Genomic DNA, 17023 nt, shown 5'->3' on the forward strand with positions numbered 1-17023 from the left:
CGAAACGCCCGCCACCCGCGCAGCGGCTCGCCTTGCGGACAGTCGAGAGCAACTGCCTGCGGCCGCGTGGATGCCTGGCACGCGGAGGGAGCGGGGGCTGTGTGCGAAGTAAAGGAGGAGGCGTCGGCCGCAGGCTGGCGCCGGGGGACATTCGCACGCAGCCCCCGCTCCCTCCAGCGCTCGACCATCTCGCTTCTGCTGTCCTGTCAGGAGCCCACGAAAAAGCGCGGCCTCGATAGTCCGGAGGCCGCGCCAGGAGAGAGAGAGTGTCGTGGAAGGGGCGGGGGATCAGAACACGAAGCTGACGCCTGCGACCGGGCCCTTGAATTCCTGCTTCAGGCCGACGGTACCGTCGCTGCCCTTCTTGTCCACGTCCAGCTTGAACCAGTCGTAGCCGGCGAACACACCGAAGTTCTTGGTGAAGCGGTAATCGACGATGGCATTGGCGCGGCTCAGGTCGCCCTTGTAGTCATCGAAGCTGCCCCAGCGCGTGTTCAGGTACTGGCCCTGCAATGTGATCATCCAGCGCTCGGACGGGGTGAAGGTCATGCGCGCACCGACCACCGGCGCGATGCCGTCGGCCTTCTCGTTGAGGAACTGGCCTTCGTACACGGTGCCCAGGTCGGCATAGCCCTTGGTGCTGACCTTGGCGTACTCACCACCGATCTGCAGGCCGAGGTCGAAGGTGTCGGTATCGACGACCGAGTAGTCGTAGACCAGGCTGGCCACCTGGTACTTCAGTTCACCTTTCACGAAGCTGCCGGCCGGCACGTTCTCGCCGCCGAAGGAAATGCCCTGGTCCAGCGTCTCGCGGCGATCCTTGTCGTACTTGAAGTAGTTGAACAGCAGGCGCTGGCGGTTGCTGATGCGGAACATGCCGTCGATGCGCGGCTCCCATTCCTTGCCACCCAGCTTGAAGTCCTGGTTCAGGGAGACATCCTGGCCAGCCACATTGGTCTTGCCGCGGATCGTGTTGTCCGAATCGATGTTCATCGCACCCAGGCGGATGGCGAAACGGTCGTCGCCTTCAGCGGCATGGGCGGCATTGGCGAACGAGGCGCCGGCGGCGAGCAGGGAGAGGGCGAGCAGGGTGGGAACGGAGCGCATCGAAGAGTCCTTGCAGTGGTTCATCAGAATGAAATCCACTGTGCCGGACGATGCCGTCCACCATCCGTGAACGTATGGTCCACGCGATGTGCACGGTTCAGCGCTGTCGCGACGATGCAAAAAGATGGCCCCGGAGCCGGGCTTCGGGGCCATCGTGGGACCTGCGGGGCGAAGCGTCGACGAGGTTGCTGCAGGCAGGTCGAATGATCGGACCGGTGCCTGCGGCAAAAGTTCCGCGCCTGCGACCAAAGTTCAATATTGCAGCGCAACATGACACGGACGTCATCGTCCCCCGGGTGGTACGCAAAAATGTAACCGTTACCGCAACTTGCGGCTTCCCGGGATGAACAGGCAGCGGTTGTCTCGCAAATTGTCCCATTGCTATAATTTGGCGGCTCGATGAGGCCCCCTCTGCTGTAGCCGCCTCAGCCCTCCACTTGCAACCACGCGGGACGTCCTGTGCTGAACTCCGTTGATGCGGGTCGGCGACTGATGCTGCGCGCCGCGGTCTACCCGCTGGCCGCGGTCGCTGTCCTGGCCCTGGCCTTCCTGCTGGTGGGTCCGAAGTATGCCCTCGGCGCGCTGGCGTCCGGTGTGGCCATTTCGGCAGGTGGCTGGGTGGCAGCGCGGATGGCACTGAGCGGGGGAGCCGTGGCCGCAGGATCGGCGATGGCTCGCCTGATCATCGCGATCGTGGCCAAGTGGGTGGTGGTTTTCGGCGTCCTGCTGGTGGGGTTCCTGGTCTTCAAGCTGCCTGCATTGGCGCTGTTGGCCGGTATCGCCGTCGGCTTGATGTTCCAGGTCCTGGCCATGGCCAGGCGTTGACAGAATTCAATTAACTGAAGGTTCCGGACACATGGCGGGCGAGGCTCTAACCCCTACCAGCTACATCCAGCATCACCTGCAAAACCTGACCGCGCCGGTCGGCAAGGGTGAGGGTATGTTCTGGCATATCCACGTCGATACCTTCCTCACCGCGGTCCTGATGGGCCTGGTGATCGTGGTCGCCTTCTGGCTGGGCACCCGCAAGGCCACCGCCGGCGTGCCGGGCAAGTGGCAGGCCTTCGTCGAGATCTGCCTGGAGTTCGTCGACCGCCAGGCCAAGGACACCTACCACGGCAAGAGCAAGCTGGTCACGCCGATCGCCATCACGATCTTCTTCTGGATCCTGTTGATGAATCTGCTGAAGATGATCCCGGCCGATTTCATCGCCAAGCCGCTGGAAATGGCCGGTATCCACTACTGGAAGCCGGTGCCGACCGCTGACGTCAACGCCACCCTGGGCATGGCCTTCAGCGTGTTCTTCCTGATGCTGTTCTTCGCGCTGAAGTCGAAGGGCCTGCTGGGCTTCATCAAGGAATTCCTGACGGCGCCGTTCGGCAAGTGGATGATGCCGTTCAACCTGATCCTCAACATCGTCGAGTGGCTGAGCAAGCCGATCTCGCTGGCGATGCGACTGTTCGGCAACATGTTCGGCGGCGAAATCGTGTTCCTGCTGATCTGGGTGCTGGGTGGTGCCGGTTTCTTCGGTGCCATTGCCGGTGGTGCGTTCGGCCTTGGCTGGATGCTGTTCCACCTGCTGGTGATCCCGCTGCAGGCCTTCATCTTCATGATGCTGTCGATCGTGTACCTGAGCCTGTCGGAAGACGCTCACTGAGTTTCAAGCTTCAACGCGTTTCAACCTTCATCCGTTTCATCACCCTTAGCAACTTAAGTTCCTGGAGATAACCATGTACTTCGCCGTCCTGACCAACTTCGCGCAGATTCAGAGCTCCACCGCCCTTGCCGTCGGCATCATGATCGGCCTGGCCGCGCTGGGCGCCGGTCTGGGTCTGGCCATCATGGCTGGTAAGTTCCTGGAGTCGGCCGCCCGCCAGCCGGAACTGATCCCGGTCCTGCAGGTCCGCATGTTCATCACCGCCGGCCTGATCGACGCCGCGTTCATCATCTCGGTCGCCGTCGGCCTGCTGCTGGCCTTCGCCAACCCGCTGTCGGCTGCCTTCGCTGGCGCCGTCACCAAGGCTCTGGCCGGCTGATACAGCGGTTTGAGACGACCGGGTGCTGATGCACCCGGTTTCGGATGAAGGCCGGATGCGCCGCTACGGCGGCGCGTCCACCCCGAAACCAGCGATCGAGCTAACCATGAATATCAATTTCACCCTTCTTGCGCAGGCGCTCGCCTTCGCTGGTCTGATCTGGATCATCGCGACCAAGATCTGGCCGCCGCTGATGAACGCGATCGAAGAGCGCCAGCAGAAGATTGCTGAAGGCCTCGCTGCTGCCGACCGCAGCCAGAAAGATCTGGCCCAGGCGCAGGAGAAGGTCAACGAAGCGCTGAAAGAAGCACGCACCAAGGCCAACGAGATCATCGACCAGGCCCACGCGCGCGCCAACCAGATCGTTGATGCTGCCCGTAACGAAGCGATCACCGAAGCCACCCGTCAGAAGGAACTGGCCCAGGCTGAAATCGACGCCGCCGCCAACCGTGCCCGTGAAGATCTGCGCAAGCAGGTGTCCGCGCTGGCCGTGACCGGTGCCGAAAAGCTGCTCAAGCGCGAAATCGACGCCAACGCCCACAAGGCGCTGCTCGACGAGCTGGCCTCGGAGATCTAAGGATGAGCCAGGCCCTCACGCTTGCCCGCCCGTACGCCCGCGCCGCGTTCGCGACCGCGCGCGACGAAGGCGCGTTCGCGCCGTGGTCGGACGCCCTGGCGTTCTCCGCCCACGTCGCCGCCGACCCGCGCGTGGCGGCCCTGCTCGCCAACCCGGAGCTGGGTCGTGACGACGCCGTCGCCCTGCTGGCGCCGGTGACCCACGGCGAGACCTACTCGCGCTTCCTGACCATCCTGGCCGACTCGCATCGTCTGCCGCTGCTGCCGGAAATCTCCGGCATGTTCGATGCCCTGCGCGCCGAAGCCGAGCATGTGGTCAAGGCCACGGTGACCTCGGCGGCTGAGCTGTCGGCCGGTGAGCTGGATGCGATCAAGGTCGCGCTGCGCAAGCGCTTCAACCGCGAGGTCGAAGTGACCACCGCGGTCGATGCCTCGCTGATCGGCGGCGCCGTGATCGACGCCGGCGACGTGGTCATCGATGGTTCGCTGAAGGGCAAGCTGGCCCGTCTGCAGACCGCGCTCGCTAACTGAATTCATTTAACGTCCGGCCCCGCTGCCGGCACTAGGACTTGACGATGGCAACCACGCTCAACCCCTCCGAAATCAGCGAACTGATCAAGAACCGCATCGAGAAGGTCAAGCTGGCCGCGGAATCGCGCAACGAAGGCACCGTGACCAGCGTGTCCGACGGCATCGTGCGCATCTTCGGTCTGGCCGACGTGATGCAGGGCGAAATGATCGAACTGCCGAACAACACCTTCGCCCTGGCCCTGAACCTGGAGCGCGACTCGGTCGGCGCCGTGGTCCTGGGTGACTACGAGCACCTGCGCGAAGGCGACGTCGCCAAGACCACCGGCCGCATCCTGGAAGTGCCGGTCGGTCCGGAACTGCTGGGCCGCGTCGTGAACGCGCTGGGCGAGCCGATCGATGGCAAGGGCCCGCTGGGCACCGACCTGACCGCTCCGGTGGAGCGCGTTGCTCCGGGCGTGATCTGGCGCAAGTCGGTCGACCAGCCGGTGCAGACCGGTTACAAGTCGGTCGACGCCATGATCCCGATCGGCCGTGGCCAGCGCGAGCTGATCATCGGTGACCGCCAGACCGGCAAGACCGCGATGGCCATCGATGCGGTGATCAACCAGAAGGGCACCGGCATCAAGTGCGTGTACGTTGCGATCGGCCAGAAGGCTTCGACCATCGCCAACATCGTGCGCAAGCTGGAAGAGAACGGCGCGCTGGCCCACACCATCGTGGTGGCCGCGACCGCTTCCGAATCGGCTGCCATGCAGTACATCAGCGCCTACTCGGGCTGCACCATGGGTGAGTACTTCATGGACCGCGGCGAAGACGCGCTGATCGTGTACGACGATCTGTCCAAGCAGGCCGTGGCCTACCGCCAGATCTCGCTGCTGCTGAAGCGCCCGCCGGGCCGTGAAGCCTACCCGGGTGACGTGTTCTACCTGCACTCCCGCCTGCTCGAGCGCGCAGCCCGCGTGTCCGAGGAATACGTCGAGAAGTTCACCGAAGGCAAGGTCACCGGCAAGACCGGTTCGCTGACCGCGCTGCCGATCATCGAAACCCAGGCCGGCGACGTGTCCGCCTTCGTTCCGACCAACGTGATCTCGATCACCGACGGCCAGATCTTCCTGGAAACCGACCTGTTCAACGCCGGCATCCGCCCGGCCGTGAACGCCGGTATCTCGGTGTCGCGCGTCGGTGGCTCGGCCCAGACCAAGATCATCAAGAAGCTGTCGGGCGGCATCCGTATCTCGCTGGCCCAGTACCGTGAGCTGGCGGCGTTCGCGCAGTTCGCCTCGGACCTGGACGAAGCGACCCGCAAGCAGCTGGAGCGTGGCCAGCGCGTCACCGAGCTGATGAAGCAGAAGCAGTACGCGCCGATGTCGATCGCCAACCAGGCGCTGTCGATCTACGCCGTCAACGAGGGTTACCTCGACGACGTGCCGGTCAACAAGCTGCTTGCGTTCGAAGAAGGCCTGCACGCCCACTTCGCCAACACCCAGGGCGAGCTGGTCAGCAAGGTCAACGCCACCGGCGGTTGGGACAACGACATCGAAGGTGCCTTCAAGAAGGGCATCGCCGAGTTCAAGACCACCGGCAGCTGGTAATCGCGGTCCTGTAGAGCGGAGCCACAGGCTCCGCTGGACCAGATGACAAACGGTTGAACAACGCGGGGCATCAGCCCCGCGCCACGGGAAACAAGAGATGGCAAGCGGACGCGAAATCAAAACCAAGATCAAGAGCGTGCAGAACACCCGCAAGGTGACGCGCGCCCTGGAAATGGTCTCGGCCTCCAAGATCCGCAAGGCGCAGGATCGGATGAAGACCTCGCGTCCGTACGCGCAGGCGATGAAGCAGGTGATCGGCCACCTGGCCCAGGCCAGCACCGACTACCAGCATCCGTTCCTGGTCGAGCGCGAGCAGGTCAAGCGGGTCGGGTTCATCGTGATCTCCTCCGATCGCGGCCTGGCCGGCGGCCTGAACAACAACCTGTTCCGCAAGATGCTGGGCGAAGCCAAGGCATGGCAGGACAAGGGTGCCGAAGTGGACCTGGTGACCATCGGCCAGAAGGCATCGACCTTCTTCCGCCGCGTGAAGGTCAACATGGTCGGCAGCGTGACCCACATCGGCGACGTGCCGAAGCTGGAATCGCTGATCGGTGTGATCAAGGTCATGCTCGACGCCTTCACCGAAGGCAAGGTCGACCGCGTGTACCTGGTCTACAACCGCTTCGTGAACACCATGACGCAGAAGGCCAGCTTCGATCAGCTGCTGCCGCTGCCGCCGGCTGAGAAGCAGGTCGCTCACCACGACTGGGACTACCTGTACGAACCCGATGCCGCGACCGTGCTGGAGCACGTGATGACGCGTTACATCGAGTCGCTGGTGTACCAGGCACTGCTGGAAAACGTCGCCTCCGAGCATGCGGCACGCATGGTTGCGATGAAGGCGGCGAGCGACAACGCCAACAAGCTGATCGGCACCCTGCAGCTCGTCTACAACAAGGCGCGCCAGGCAGCGATCACCCAGGAAATCTCCGAAATCGTCGGCGGCGCGGCAGCAGTCTGACCGCGTTCGTTCAAAGCACACATTAGAGGATGCAGCAATGAGTCAGGGCAAGATCGTTCAGATCATCGGCGCGGTCGTCGACGTCGAATTCCCGCGTGAGTCGGTGCCGAAGGTGTACGACGCACTGAAGGTCGACAACACCGAAATCACCCTTGAAGTCCAGCAGCAGCTGGGCGACGGCGTGGTGCGCACCATCGCCCTCGGTTCCACCGATGGCCTGAAGCGCAACCTGATCGCCACCAACACCAACCGCGGCATCTCCGTGCCGGTCGGTGCTGGCACCCTGGGCCGCATCATGGACGTGCTCGGCCGTCCGATCGACGAAGCCGGCCCGGTGGCCGCCAGCGACAGCTGGGAAATCCACCGTGCGGCCCCGTCGTACGAAGACCAGTCCCCGGCCACCGAACTGCTGGAAACCGGCATCAAGGTCATCGACCTGATGTGCCCGTTCGCCAAGGGCGGCAAGGTCGGCCTGTTCGGCGGCGCCGGCGTCGGCAAGACCGTCAACATGATGGAACTGATCAACAACATCGCCAAGGCGCACAGCGGTCTGTCCGTGTTCGCCGGCGTGGGTGAGCGTACCCGTGAGGGCAACGACTTCTACCACGAAATGAAGGACTCCAACGTCCTCGACAAGGTGGCGATGGTGTACGGCCAGATGAACGAGCCGCCGGGCAACCGTCTGCGCGTCGCCCTGACCGGCCTGACCATGGCCGAGTACTTCCGCGATGAGAAGGACGAAAACGGCAAGGGCAAGGACGTCCTGCTGTTCGTCGACAACATCTACCGCTACACCCTGGCCGGTACCGAAGTGTCGGCACTGCTGGGCCGTATGCCGTCGGCCGTGGGTTACCAGCCGACCCTGGCCGAGGAAATGGGCGTCCTGCAGGAACGCATCACCTCGACCAAGAACGGTTCGATCACCTCGATCCAGGCCGTCTACGTTCCCGCGGACGACCTGACCGACCCGTCGCCGGCGACCACCTTCGCCCACCTGGACTCGACCGTGACCCTGTCGCGTTCGATCGCCTCGCTGGGTATCTACCCGGCCGTCGATCCGCTGGACTCCACCAGCCGCCAGATGGACCCGCTGGTCATCGGCCACGAGCACTATGACACCGCCCAGCGCGTCCAGCAGACCCTGCAGAAGTACAAGGAACTGAAGGACATCATCGCGATCCTGGGCATGGACGAGCTGTCCGAAGAGGACAAGCAGGCCGTGTCGCGCGCCCGCAAGATCGAGCGCTTCTTCAGCCAGCCGTTCCACGTGGCCGAAGTGTTCACCGGTTCGCCGGGCAAGTACGTGCCGCTGAAGGACACCATCCGTGGCTTCAAGGCCATCGTCGATGGCGAGTACGACCACCTGCCGGAGCAGGCGTTCTACATGGTCGGCGGCATCGAAGAAGCGGTCGAGAAGGCCAAGAAGATGGCCGAGAAGGCCTGATCCGGGACGGGCGGGAGCGATCCTGCCCGACCTGACGCCGGTGCCGGGCAACCGCCCGCACCGGTGGACTCCCACGGTGGCATTGCGCCGCCGCGAACAGCGAAGAGATTTGCATGAGCACGATCCGTTGCGACATCGTCAGCGCCGAGCAGGAAATCTTCCGTGGCGAAGCGACCCTGGTCGTGGCCACCGGTGAGCTGGGCGAACTGGGCATCGCGCCCAAGCACGCGCCGCTGATCACCCGCCTGAAGCCGGGCAAGGTGGTGGTGACCACGCCGAACGGCGAGCAGCTGGATTTCGCCATTTCCGGCGGCATCCTGGAAGTGCAGCCGCAGGTGGTGACCGTGCTGGCCGACACCGCGATCCGCGCGCAGGACATCGACGAAGCCTCGGTCCGCAAGGCCAAGGAAGAAGCCGAGCGCATCCTGGCCAACCGCGGCGAAGCGATGGAAGTGGCCGAAGCCCAGCAGAAGCTGGCCGAGGCCGTCGTCCAGCTGCAGGCCCTGGAACGCCTGCGCAAGACCCTCAAGCACTGAGGTTCACGCGCTGCATCCACGAGAACGCCGGCCTTGCGCCGGCGTTTTTGTTTGGCGGACCGGTAGCGCCAACGGTGCTCGAGATCCGTGCAGGCCCGACCCATCAGCGATACACGACCTGTCGCAGCAACAGGAACGAGATCACGGCCAGGCCGCCTTCCACCAGCGGCTTGGCCAGCCAGGCGTACTGCAGGCCCAGCGCATGATCCGCGGCAGATACCAGCAGCGTGCTGGCCGTGGTGAGCAGCAGCCACAGTGGCAGGAAGCGCGCGAAGCGTCGCCAGCCCAGCCGCTGCTGGCCGTCGTCGGTCGCGAAGGTGATCCGTCCGTTCAACCAGAAACCCAGCAGCATGCCGGCCAGGCGCCCGGCCAGGTTGCCTGGTACCACGGGCAGGCCTGCCGCCGTGGCCAGCACGAACACCGCCCAGTCGAGCAGCAGCTGCAGTCCGCCGATGATGAGGTAGGCGCTTCCCTGGCGGAGCAGGTTCATGGCTGGGGTGAAGACGGGCAAGTCCCCATGTTAGCGGCCCACGCACTAGAATCATCGGCAACGAACCATAGATTGCCGTTGCCATGACCCAACCCCTGCACGTCATCATCCTCGCCGCCGGCGCAGGCAAGCGCATGAAATCGGTGCTGCCGAAAGTGCTGCAGCCGATCGCCGGCGAGCCGATGCTGGCACATGTGATCGCCGCGGCACGCGAACTGCAGCCCGCCGCCATCCACGTGGTCTACGGCCATGGCGGTGAAGCAGTGCGGCAGCACTTTGCGGACCAGCCTGACCTGCAGTGGGCCGAGCAGGCACAGCAGCTGGGCACTGGCCATGCGGTGGCGCAGGCGATGCCGCAGGTTCCCGACGCGGCGCAGGTGCTGGTGCTGTACGGCGACGTGCCGCTGATCCGCGCGCAGACCCTGCGTGACCTGCTGGCGCAGCCGGGTCGCCTGGCGGTGCTGGTTGCGGAGGTCGACGACCCCACCGGCTATGGCCGGGTGCTGCGCGATGCCGAGGGCAAGGTCGGCTCGATCGTCGAGCAGAAGGATGCCACCGATGATCAGCTGCGCGTACGCACGATCAACACCGGCATCATCGCGGCCGAGTCGACCGCACTGCGCCGCTGGCTGTCGCAGCTTTCCAACAGCAACGCGCAGGGCGAGTATTACCTGACCGACGTGTTCGCCTTCGCCGCACACGAGTACACCCCGGCCGAGATGGCGCTGGTGGCCGACGCGCAGGAAGCCGAAGGGGCGAACGATCCCTGGCAGCTGTCACAGCTGGAGCGCGCCTGGCAGCGTCGTGCGGTACGTGCGTTGTGCGCGCAGGGCGCGCGCGTGCGTGATCCGGCGCGGCTGGACATCCGCGGTACCGTCACCGTCGGCAGCGACGTGCTGATCGACGTCGACGTGGTGCTGGAAGGCAACATCGTGCTTGGTGACGGCGTCACCGTCGGTCCGTTCAACCGCCTGAAGGACGTCAACCTCGGGCCGGGCACCGAAGTACGCGCGCATTGCGACCTGGAAGGCGTGGTCACCGAGGGCGCGGCGCAGATCGGCCCTTTCGCGCGCCTGCGCCCGGGTACTGTGCTGGCCGACGGCGTGCACGTCGGAAACTTCGTTGAAACCAAGAAGGTCACGCTGGGTGTGGGCAGCAAGGCCAACCACCTGACCTATCTGGGCGATGCGGTGATCGGCAGCAAGGTGAACATCGGTGCCGGCACCATCACCTGCAACTACGACGGGGTGAACAAGTCGACCACCACCATCGGCGACAACGCGTTCATCGGTTCCAACAGCTCGTTGGTGGCACCGGTGACCATCGGCGATGGTGCGACCATCGCTGCCGGTTCGGTCATCACCCGCAGCGCCCCGGACGGCAAGCTGACACTGGCACGCGCACGGCAGGAAACCATCGATGGCTGGAAGCGCCCTGTCAAGAAATCCTGAGCCACGTATTCCGCATGCCGACGAGCTCGGCGTGCTGCCGGGCATCGAGCAGCGCGCTGGCGAACTGCTGAAGGGCCACGAAGCCTATCCGGTATTTGCCGCTCACGGCCTGGATCTGCCGACGCTGCAGGGCGGCCTTGAGCGCCGGCAGCTGTGGGTCGTGGATGCGGCTGACGGTGGCATCGCCGGCTATCTGCTTGCCGGCGACCTGGCGGGTGAATTCCACGTGCTGCAGATGGACGTCGACCCGATGCATGCGCGCCGCGGTCATGGTCGTGCGTTGCTACGGCATGCGCTGGCACAGGCGCGGGCGGGAGGCCATCGCTCGGCTGTGCTGACCACCTTGTCCGATGTGCCGTGGAACGCAGCCTTCTATGCCAGCGAAGGGTTCGACGTAGTGCCTGAGGCGGAGCGGAACGACGGCCTGCGCGCCGTCATGGCCGAAGAGGCTGCGCTCGGATTTCCGATGCACCTGCGGGTGGCGATGCGACGGGTCTGGTAGGAGCCGACCTCGGTCGGCACATCCACGCATGGCGTGGATCTACCCCATCGATCCACTCAACCCGCCGGCAGCAGGATCGACACGCACAACCCGCCATCGCCGCGATTCTGCAGCGACACCCGCCCGCCATGCGCCTCCACGATCTCGCGGGTCAGCGCCAGCCCCAATCCGGTGCCATTGCGCTTGGTCGAATAGAACGGCATCAGCGCGTTCTGCAGTACCTGCTCGTTCATGCCCTTGCCGCGGTCCAGCACGTCCAGGCGCAGCCATTGCGGCAGCCGTGTCAGCTGCACCTGCACGTCATCGTTGGGTGGATCGGCTTCCGCGCAGGCTTCGTGCGCATTCTTCAACAGGTTCAACAGCGCCTGCCCGAACTGCGCGATGTCGATGCGGCTGCTCAGCGCTTCGTCCGGCTCGTGCTCCATGGTGAACGGAATCTGCTGGCGCAGGCTGGACAGGAACGGCGCCCAGTGCACGGTCTGCAGCTGAGGCTGCGGCAGCTTGGCAAAGCGCGCATAGCCACGGATGAAGCCCTCCAGGTGGCGCGCACGGTCTTCGATGGTGGTGAAGATTTCCGGCAGCCGGTCGAAGCGTTCGCGCTGCACCAGCACGCCGCCGGAATGGGCCAGCGAAGCGATCGGCGCCAGCGAGTTGTTGAGCTCGTGGCTGATCACCCGGATCACCTTCTTCCAGGTCTGCACTTCCTGGCGGCGCAGTTCGGCGGTCAGCAGGCGTACCAGCAGCAGGTCGTGCGGGCGGCCGTTGAGCTGGAACGCGCGGCGTGAGAGGTGATAGACCTGCTCGTCGTCCTCGTCGCCGTCCTCGCCTTCGGCATGCACCGCGAACAGGCTGTCACCGCCGCGGGCGATCGCGTCGCGCAGCTCCACCGGCACCTGTTCCAGCACATCCTCCAGGCGCTGTCCTTCCAGCTTCCAGCCGCCGTGCAGCAGCTTGCGCGCAGCCAGGTTGGAAAACAACACGCGGGCGATGCCATCGCCACCGGACGCGATCAGCAGCATCGCCACCGGCGTGTTCTGCACCATGGTGTCGAGCAGCAGTTCGCGCTGTACCAGCCCCTGCCGCTGCGCTCGCAACACATCGCCCAGCTCGCGATGCGCCTGCACCAGATCGCCCAGCTCATCATTGCCCGGCCAGTGCACGCCGAAGTTGAATTCACCATCGCGGTAGCTGCTGGTGGTGCCGGAGAGGGCGCGCATCAGCGAGCGCACCGGCGCGGTCGCACGGCGCAGGGTCCACCACATCAGCGACAGCAGGACCAGTGTCGATACCGTGGTGATCACCCAGCCGTGATCCATCCAGTACGCCAGCAGCCACGGCAACGCGGCAGCCAGTGCCAGCACCGGCAGCAGGCGCAGGAACAGGCGGAAGGTGAACGAGCGCCGCTTCATTCGCGCGGAATGCCGTGGCGGTCCATGCGCCGGTACAGCGCCTGGCGGCTGAGCCCGAGCTCGGCCGCGGCCTGCGCGATCACGCCATGGTTGCGTGCCAGCACATCCTCGATGCGCGTGCGATCAGGATCATTGCCGGCACCCGGTGCCGGGCGCGGTGCCGCCGCAGTGCGCGGCAGGTTGAGGTCAGCCACTTCGATGCGGCTGCCGGTGGCCAGCAGCTGGGCGCGCTGGATCACATTGCGCAGTTCACGCACATTGCCGGGCCACGGATGCCGCTGCAGCGCCGTGGCCGCGGCACTGGACAGTGGCTTGTCGGTGGCCAGGAAGCGCTCGGCCAGGGGCACGATGTCGCCCGGGCGTTCGGCCAGTGGCGGCAGCACCAGTTCCACCGTGTTGAGGCGGTAATAGAGATCCTCGCGGAAGGTGCCGTCGCGGATCATCGCCGGCAGGTCGGCGTTGGTCGCACTGACCACGCGTACCTTGACCTGGCGCTCGCGGTTGGAGCCCAGGCGCTCGAAGCGGCCGGTTTCCAGCACGCGCAGCAGCTTCATCTGTCCGCCCAGCGACAGGTTGCCGATCTCATCGAGGAACAGGGTGCCACCGTCGGCCGCTTCGAACTTGCCCTCGCGTGCCTTGTTGGCACCGGTGTAGGCACCGGCTTCGGCGCCGAACAGTTCGGCTTCGATCAGTTCCGATGGCAACGCACCGCAGTTGACGGTGATGAACGGGCCCTTGGCCACCAGCGAATTGGCCTGGATGATCTGTGCGATCTTCTCCTTGCCGGCCCCGTTGGGACCGGTGATCAGGACCGGCAGTTCCGAGCGCGCGACCTGGCAGGCCAGGGCGATGACACGCTCGCTGGCAGGGTCGGCGAACACCGCGCCGCACAATTCGTACTTCGCTTCCAGGGCGTTGCGCTGGCGCAGTTCACGGCTGCGACGCCGGTCCAGTTCGCGACGCGCCTCGGACAACTCCAGCAGGTTGTTGACCGTGGTCAGCAGCTTGCGGTCGTCCCACGGCTTGGCCAGGTAGTCGGCGGCACCGGCCTTGACCAGGTCCACCGCGCTGCTCAGATGGGTCCAGGCGGTGAGCAGGATCACCGGCAGGTCCGGGTGGCGTTCGCGGATCTGCGCGAACAGAGCCTCGCCTTCCTCGCCGGACGTGGTGTCCTCGCTGAAGTTCATGTCCTGGATCACCAGGTCGACCGGCTGCGACTCGAGCAGTGCCAGGCCCTCGGACGGGCTCTGCGCCTGCAGGGTGTCGATGTCGTGCAGGGAGAACAGCACGTCCAGCGCGGTACCCACGCTGGCGTTGTCGTCGATGATCAGGATCGAAGGCATCAAGCGGTTCTGCAGAAAGGGATGGGCGGCGCCGTTGGAGCCGTTCGTGTCCACACGCCGGGAGAGCCCGGCGCCACCCATCAAGCATAGCCAAACCCGTGGCCGCAGGCGCGGTCCGGGCTTACCGCGGCGGAGGAGGCGGTGGCGGCGGCACCGGAGCAACCAGTGCCAGGCGCCAGGCAGCCGCATTCACCGGCACGGTCAGTTCGCGCCTGTCGCGGCGCAGCAACAGGTAGGCGGTGGGGGCGGTGGAGTGGCGCAGGGCTTCGGTCAGATGCTCGATCCTGCGCACGGCGGTGTCATCCACGCGCAGGATGCGGTCACTGCTGCGCACGCCGAAGCGGGCTTCGGGGGCAGCGGCTTCCACCCGCACCTGGCCTTCGGTCGAGCGCAGCGCCAGCCGTGCATCCTGCTGGCGCCACTCCAGCGTCTGCGCGCTGCTGCTGCCGGCCAGGGCCGGCAGGGATGGAAGCAGCATCAGCAGCAGCCAGCAGGCGCGCATCTCAGGCGCCCCGGGTGGCAACCGCCGGCGGTACCGCTGCGGCACGCCGCGCCGGCCCGAACACCGCGATCTGGCCCAGCGCCCACAGCAGCAGCGCACCCAGTGGCAGGTAATACAGCGGCATGCGCGGCAGCTCGTACATGTTCATCAGGGCGAGGTTGATGGCGTAGGCCGCCAGCATGCCCAGCACGATGCCCAGTGTGGCCAGCAGGAAGTTCTCGGTCTGGAAGTAGCGCAGGATCTGCCCGCGGGTAGCGCCGAGCGCGCGGCGGATGCCGATCTGCTTGCTGCGCTGCTGCACCCAGAAGCTGGCCAGGCCGATGATGCCCAGCGCGGTGACCACCAGCAGCGACACGCACACGGTGACCAGCAGGCCGACCATTGCCCGGTCGTTCTTGAAGTAGTCCTTGCGCTGGTCCTCGTAGGTCAGCTTGTCGCGCATCAGCCGGTTGGGGTCGATGCGCTCCAGCGCCGCGGCCGCAGCATCGAGTACTTCCTGGCGCCGTGCCGGATCGGTCCGCAGCACGTACGTGCCGCCTTCATCGAAGGTGCGCTGCAGCGGCAGCAGCATCGAATTGGTCCAGTTGTCGTTCCAGCCATTGGGCGTGCTGAGCGTGTCGACGATACCGACCACGTTCAAGGGTTGCTTGCCCATGTAGTAGGTCTTGCCCAGCGCGCTGCCGTTGGGCTCCATCTTCGCGGCAGTGCTCTGGGTGAGGATCACCGGGATGGCCTTCTGCTTGGCACCGCCCTTGGAGGCTTCCTTGAACTCGATGTACTCGCCGGGAAGGAAGTCGCGGCCTGCGATGAGGTTGATTCCCATCGTGCCCAGGCCGCCTTCGGACAGGGTGTACATCGACGCGTTCGTGGTCGGGCGTTCCTGGTCGACCTCGCGGGAGATACTGCTGCTGGACGAGCCGTTGCGGAACGGCACCTGGTTGATGATGGTGGCACTGGTGACGCCGGGAATCGCGCGCAGTGCCGCCAGGTCTTCGCGGGTGCGCGCCATGGCATTGGTCTGCTCGCCGATGCCGCTGACGCGCAGCATCACCAGTTCGTTCTCGGCGATGCCGCTGGGCATGCTGATCTTCTCCACGCGCTGGCTGACCAGGAACAGCGCGTTGCAGACGATGGCGCAGGTCAGGGCGACTTCCAGCACGATCAGGGCAGCGGCGGTCTTGTGCCGGCGCAGGGTGCTGAGGATGGGGCGGATGTCCATGGGTGTCCTCGTTCTCGTGCTTACTGCGACTTGAGCTGGATGGCCGGGGTGACCTGCATCGCGCGCCACGCGGGCAGGAAGCCTGCGGCAAGACTGGCGAACAGGGTCAGGCCCAGTGCGAGCAGCAGCATGTTGCCGTCCAGGTGGGCGAGCTTGGCGTACTCCACCGGCTGCTGGCGCACCGCGAACAGGCCGAGCAGGGCCAGGCCGATGCCCAGCACGCCACCGACGACGCCGACTGCGCCGGCTTCCACCAGGCACTGCAGGAAGATCTGGCCGCGGCTGGCACCGAGGGCACGGCGCACGCCGATCTCACCGCTGCGGCGCAGGAACTTGGCCAGCAGCAGGCCCACCGTATTGACCAGGCAGACGCCGAGGAAGCCCAGTGCCAGCCACAGCTGCAGGCGCACGTCGCTGGGTACTGCGCCGTTGAAGTCCAGCCATTCCATCACGGTGCGCAGGCGCACGTTCGGCGGATGCTTGAAGCGGCCGGCCTCGCGCTGCTGGGTCGAATAGTTCTCCAGGTAGCGGCGGTAGTCGCCGGCCTTGGCCGGGTCGATCTCCACCCAGTACTGCAGCCAGGCGCACGGCGCATTGAGCGAGTAGCTGTTGCCGTCGGGATTTTCGCCAAAGCAGTTCATGTTGCCGTTGTTGCCGAGCTTCAGGTCGAACGAGGTGGAGATCGGCAGCAGCAGGTCTTCGTTCTTGCCATAGCTGCCGGTGGTCAGGTCATAGAAGTGCGGCTCCGGGCTCCATTCCTTCATCACGCCGACGATGCGGTAGCTCTGGCCTTCCATGCGCAGGTCGCGGCCCACGCTGTTGGCGCCCTGGTACAGCTTGTCGTTGAGCGCCTTGGAGATGACCACCACGCGTGCGCGAGCTTCATCGTCCTCCCGCGTCCACGGCCGGCCGTACTGCATGGGCACCTCGAACATCGGGAAGAAGTCGGCCGAGGTCCAGCGGGTGTCGATGCTGAAGGGCTTGAGGGTGCTGTTGTCCGGCTCGATGGTGCCGCCGCCGCCGCTCATCAGCGCCTGGCGCTCACCCTTGGCTTCGCGCAGCAGCGCTTCACCGTCGAACCGGGTCAGCTGGGTTTCCGGCTCCTCGCCGGCAACGTAGGCGCCGGTCGCGGCATCGAGCTGCACGTAGAACAGGCGGTCGCTCTTGCCGGGAATCGGGTCGCCGGACAGCACGTGGAAGACGGTCAGCGTGGTCATCGAGGCGCCGATGCCGAGTGCGATGGCAACCACCATCAGCGCGGTCAGAACCTTGTTGCGGCGGAAGCTGCGCGCCGCCAGTCGGGCGTAGTAGGCGAACATGGTCG

Annotated in this window: 18 protein-coding genes; 11 read left to right on the plus strand and 7 right to left on the minus strand. The window is 65.5% G+C overall.

From position 1 onward, the window contains the following. Positions 1 to 288 precede the first annotated feature (288 nt). A complete protein-coding gene (locus SSKA14_RS04965) occupies positions 289 to 1107 on the minus strand; it encodes a hypothetical protein (protein WP_040007060.1) in 819 nt (272 codons plus the stop codon). A 459-nt stretch (positions 1108 to 1566) separates the two neighbouring features. On the opposite strand from SSKA14_RS04965, the gene SSKA14_RS04970 reads away from it, so the two are divergent. The 9 genes from SSKA14_RS04970 to SSKA14_RS05010 all read left to right on the plus strand — a co-directional run bounded on the left by SSKA14_RS04970 (position 1567) and on the right by SSKA14_RS05010 (position 8783). Further along, positions 1567 to 1932 carry a hypothetical protein gene (locus SSKA14_RS04970; protein ID WP_006471338.1) on the plus strand — a complete coding sequence of 122 codons (366 nt, stop codon included), beginning with the start codon at positions 1567 to 1569 and terminating at the stop codon, positions 1930 to 1932. A 31-nt stretch (positions 1933 to 1963) separates the two neighbouring features. Continuing rightward, positions 1964 to 2764: a F0F1 ATP synthase subunit A gene (gene atpB / locus SSKA14_RS04975; protein ID WP_008267476.1), complete on the plus strand. Its 801-nt coding sequence runs from the start codon at positions 1964 to 1966 to the stop codon at positions 2762 to 2764. 73 nt (positions 2765 to 2837) lie between these two features. After that, positions 2838 to 3143: a F0F1 ATP synthase subunit C gene (gene atpE / locus SSKA14_RS04980; RefSeq protein ID WP_005411133.1), complete on the plus strand. Its 306-nt coding sequence runs from the start codon at positions 2838 to 2840 to the stop codon at positions 3141 to 3143. Positions 3144 to 3249: 106 nt separating this feature from the next. Continuing rightward, positions 3250 to 3720 carry a F0F1 ATP synthase subunit B gene (locus SSKA14_RS04985; protein ID WP_005419512.1) on the plus strand — a complete coding sequence of 157 codons (471 nt, stop codon included), beginning with the start codon at positions 3250 to 3252 and terminating at the stop codon, positions 3718 to 3720. Between the two features lie 2 nt (positions 3721 to 3722). Next, complete coding sequence (locus tag SSKA14_RS04990) at positions 3723 to 4250, plus strand: F0F1 ATP synthase subunit delta (protein ID WP_008268086.1); 528 nt, start codon at positions 3723 to 3725, stop codon at positions 4248 to 4250. 44 nt (positions 4251 to 4294) lie between these two features. Continuing rightward, positions 4295 to 5842, plus strand: a complete 1548-nt coding sequence (gene atpA / locus SSKA14_RS04995; RefSeq protein ID WP_008266965.1) for a F0F1 ATP synthase subunit alpha — start codon at positions 4295 to 4297, stop codon at positions 5840 to 5842. Between the two features lie 97 nt (positions 5843 to 5939). Beyond that, positions 5940 to 6803, plus strand: a complete 864-nt coding sequence (gene atpG / locus SSKA14_RS05000) for a F0F1 ATP synthase subunit gamma (protein WP_006471334.1) — start codon at positions 5940 to 5942, stop codon at positions 6801 to 6803. 37 nt (positions 6804 to 6840) lie between these two features. Further along, a complete protein-coding gene (atpD, locus tag SSKA14_RS05005; protein WP_006471333.1) occupies positions 6841 to 8247 on the plus strand; it encodes a F0F1 ATP synthase subunit beta in 1407 nt (468 codons plus the stop codon). Between the two features lie 113 nt (positions 8248 to 8360). Continuing rightward, positions 8361 to 8783, plus strand: coding sequence for a F0F1 ATP synthase subunit epsilon (locus SSKA14_RS05010; protein WP_005411127.1), 423 nt, complete (start codon positions 8361 to 8363; stop codon positions 8781 to 8783). Positions 8784 to 8886: 103 nt separating this feature from the next. Here SSKA14_RS05010 and SSKA14_RS05015 read toward each other — a convergent pair whose 3' ends face one another. Beyond that, complete coding sequence (locus SSKA14_RS05015; RefSeq protein WP_008266158.1) at positions 8887 to 9273, minus strand: GtrA family protein; 387 nt, start codon at positions 9271 to 9273, stop codon at positions 8887 to 8889. An 83-nt stretch (positions 9274 to 9356) separates the two neighbouring features. Between SSKA14_RS05015 and glmU the strand changes: the two genes are divergently transcribed. Continuing rightward, complete coding sequence (glmU, locus tag SSKA14_RS05020) at positions 9357 to 10724, plus strand: bifunctional UDP-N-acetylglucosamine diphosphorylase/glucosamine-1-phosphate N-acetyltransferase GlmU (RefSeq protein ID WP_008264958.1); 1368 nt, start codon at positions 9357 to 9359, stop codon at positions 10722 to 10724. Further along, the gene (locus tag SSKA14_RS05025) at positions 10693 to 11226 is read left to right on the plus strand and encodes a GNAT family N-acetyltransferase (protein ID WP_008267358.1); all 534 of its coding nucleotides are present in this window, start codon (positions 10693 to 10695) and stop codon (positions 11224 to 11226) included. The genes glmU and SSKA14_RS05025 overlap by 32 nt, the downstream gene beginning before the upstream one ends. Positions 11227 to 11282: 56 nt before the next feature. Here SSKA14_RS05025 and SSKA14_RS05030 read toward each other — a convergent pair whose 3' ends face one another. From SSKA14_RS05030 to SSKA14_RS05050, 5 genes are all read right to left on the minus strand, one after another. Then, positions 11283 to 12635: an ATP-binding protein gene (locus tag SSKA14_RS05030; RefSeq protein ID WP_008267515.1), complete on the minus strand. Its 1353-nt coding sequence runs from the start codon at positions 12633 to 12635 to the stop codon at positions 11283 to 11285. Then, the gene (locus SSKA14_RS05035) at positions 12632 to 13978 is read right to left on the minus strand and encodes a sigma-54 dependent transcriptional regulator (protein ID WP_040009373.1); all 1347 of its coding nucleotides are present in this window, start codon (positions 13976 to 13978) and stop codon (positions 12632 to 12634) included. Before SSKA14_RS05035 ends, SSKA14_RS05030 begins: the two co-directional genes overlap by 4 nt. 121 nt (positions 13979 to 14099) lie before the next feature. Beyond that, complete coding sequence (locus SSKA14_RS05040) at positions 14100 to 14480, minus strand: hypothetical protein (protein WP_008264523.1); 381 nt, start codon at positions 14478 to 14480, stop codon at positions 14100 to 14102. A gap of 1 nt (position 14481) precedes the next feature. Next, on the minus strand, positions 14482 to 15699 hold the full coding sequence (locus tag SSKA14_RS05045) for an FtsX-like permease family protein (protein WP_008267120.1): 1218 nt from the start codon (positions 15697 to 15699) through the stop codon (positions 14482 to 14484). Between the two features lie 20 nt (positions 15700 to 15719). Continuing rightward, a complete protein-coding gene (locus SSKA14_RS05050; protein ID WP_008266729.1) occupies positions 15720 to 17018 on the minus strand; it encodes an ABC transporter permease in 1299 nt (432 codons plus the stop codon). Between the last annotated feature and the right edge of the window lie 5 nt (positions 17019 to 17023).

The organism is Stenotrophomonas sp. SKA14, assembly GCF_000158575.1.
Classification (GTDB): Bacteria; Pseudomonadota; Gammaproteobacteria; order Xanthomonadales; family Xanthomonadaceae; genus Stenotrophomonas; species Stenotrophomonas forensis.

Coding starts and splice junctions, on each gene's coding strand:
- SSKA14_RS04965 (WP_040007060.1), bottom strand. CDS start 1,107: ATGCGCTCCGTTCCCACCCTGCTCGCCCTCTCCCTGCTCGCCGCCGGC.
- atpB (WP_008267476.1), top strand. CDS start 1,964: ATGGCGGGCGAGGCTCTAACCCCTACCAGCTACATCCAGCATCACCTG.
- atpE (WP_005411133.1), top strand. CDS start 2,838: ATGTACTTCGCCGTCCTGACCAACTTCGCGCAGATTCAGAGCTCCACC.
- SSKA14_RS04985 (WP_005419512.1), top strand. CDS start 3,250: ATGAATATCAATTTCACCCTTCTTGCGCAGGCGCTCGCCTTCGCTGGT.
- SSKA14_RS04990 (WP_008268086.1), top strand. CDS start 3,723: ATGAGCCAGGCCCTCACGCTTGCCCGCCCGTACGCCCGCGCCGCGTTC.
- atpA (WP_008266965.1), top strand. CDS start 4,295: ATGGCAACCACGCTCAACCCCTCCGAAATCAGCGAACTGATCAAGAAC.
- atpG (WP_006471334.1), top strand. CDS start 5,940: ATGGCAAGCGGACGCGAAATCAAAACCAAGATCAAGAGCGTGCAGAAC.
- atpD (WP_006471333.1), top strand. CDS start 6,841: ATGAGTCAGGGCAAGATCGTTCAGATCATCGGCGCGGTCGTCGACGTC.
- SSKA14_RS05010 (WP_005411127.1), top strand. CDS start 8,361: ATGAGCACGATCCGTTGCGACATCGTCAGCGCCGAGCAGGAAATCTTC.
- SSKA14_RS05015 (WP_008266158.1), bottom strand. CDS start 9,273: ATGAACCTGCTCCGCCAGGGAAGCGCCTACCTCATCATCGGCGGACTG.
- glmU (WP_008264958.1), top strand. CDS start 9,357: ATGACCCAACCCCTGCACGTCATCATCCTCGCCGCCGGCGCAGGCAAG.
- SSKA14_RS05025 (WP_008267358.1), top strand. CDS start 10,693: ATGGCTGGAAGCGCCCTGTCAAGAAATCCTGAGCCACGTATTCCGCAT.
- SSKA14_RS05030 (WP_008267515.1), bottom strand. CDS start 12,635: ATGAAGCGGCGCTCGTTCACCTTCCGCCTGTTCCTGCGCCTGCTGCCG.
- SSKA14_RS05035 (WP_040009373.1), bottom strand. CDS start 13,978: ATGCCTTCGATCCTGATCATCGACGACAACGCCAGCGTGGGTACCGCG.
- SSKA14_RS05040 (WP_008264523.1), bottom strand. CDS start 14,480: ATGCGCGCCTGCTGGCTGCTGCTGATGCTGCTTCCATCCCTGCCGGCC.
- SSKA14_RS05045 (WP_008267120.1), bottom strand. CDS start 15,699: ATGGACATCCGCCCCATCCTCAGCACCCTGCGCCGGCACAAGACCGCC.
- SSKA14_RS05050 (WP_008266729.1), bottom strand. CDS start 17,018: ATGTTCGCCTACTACGCCCGACTGGCGGCGCGCAGCTTCCGCCGCAAC.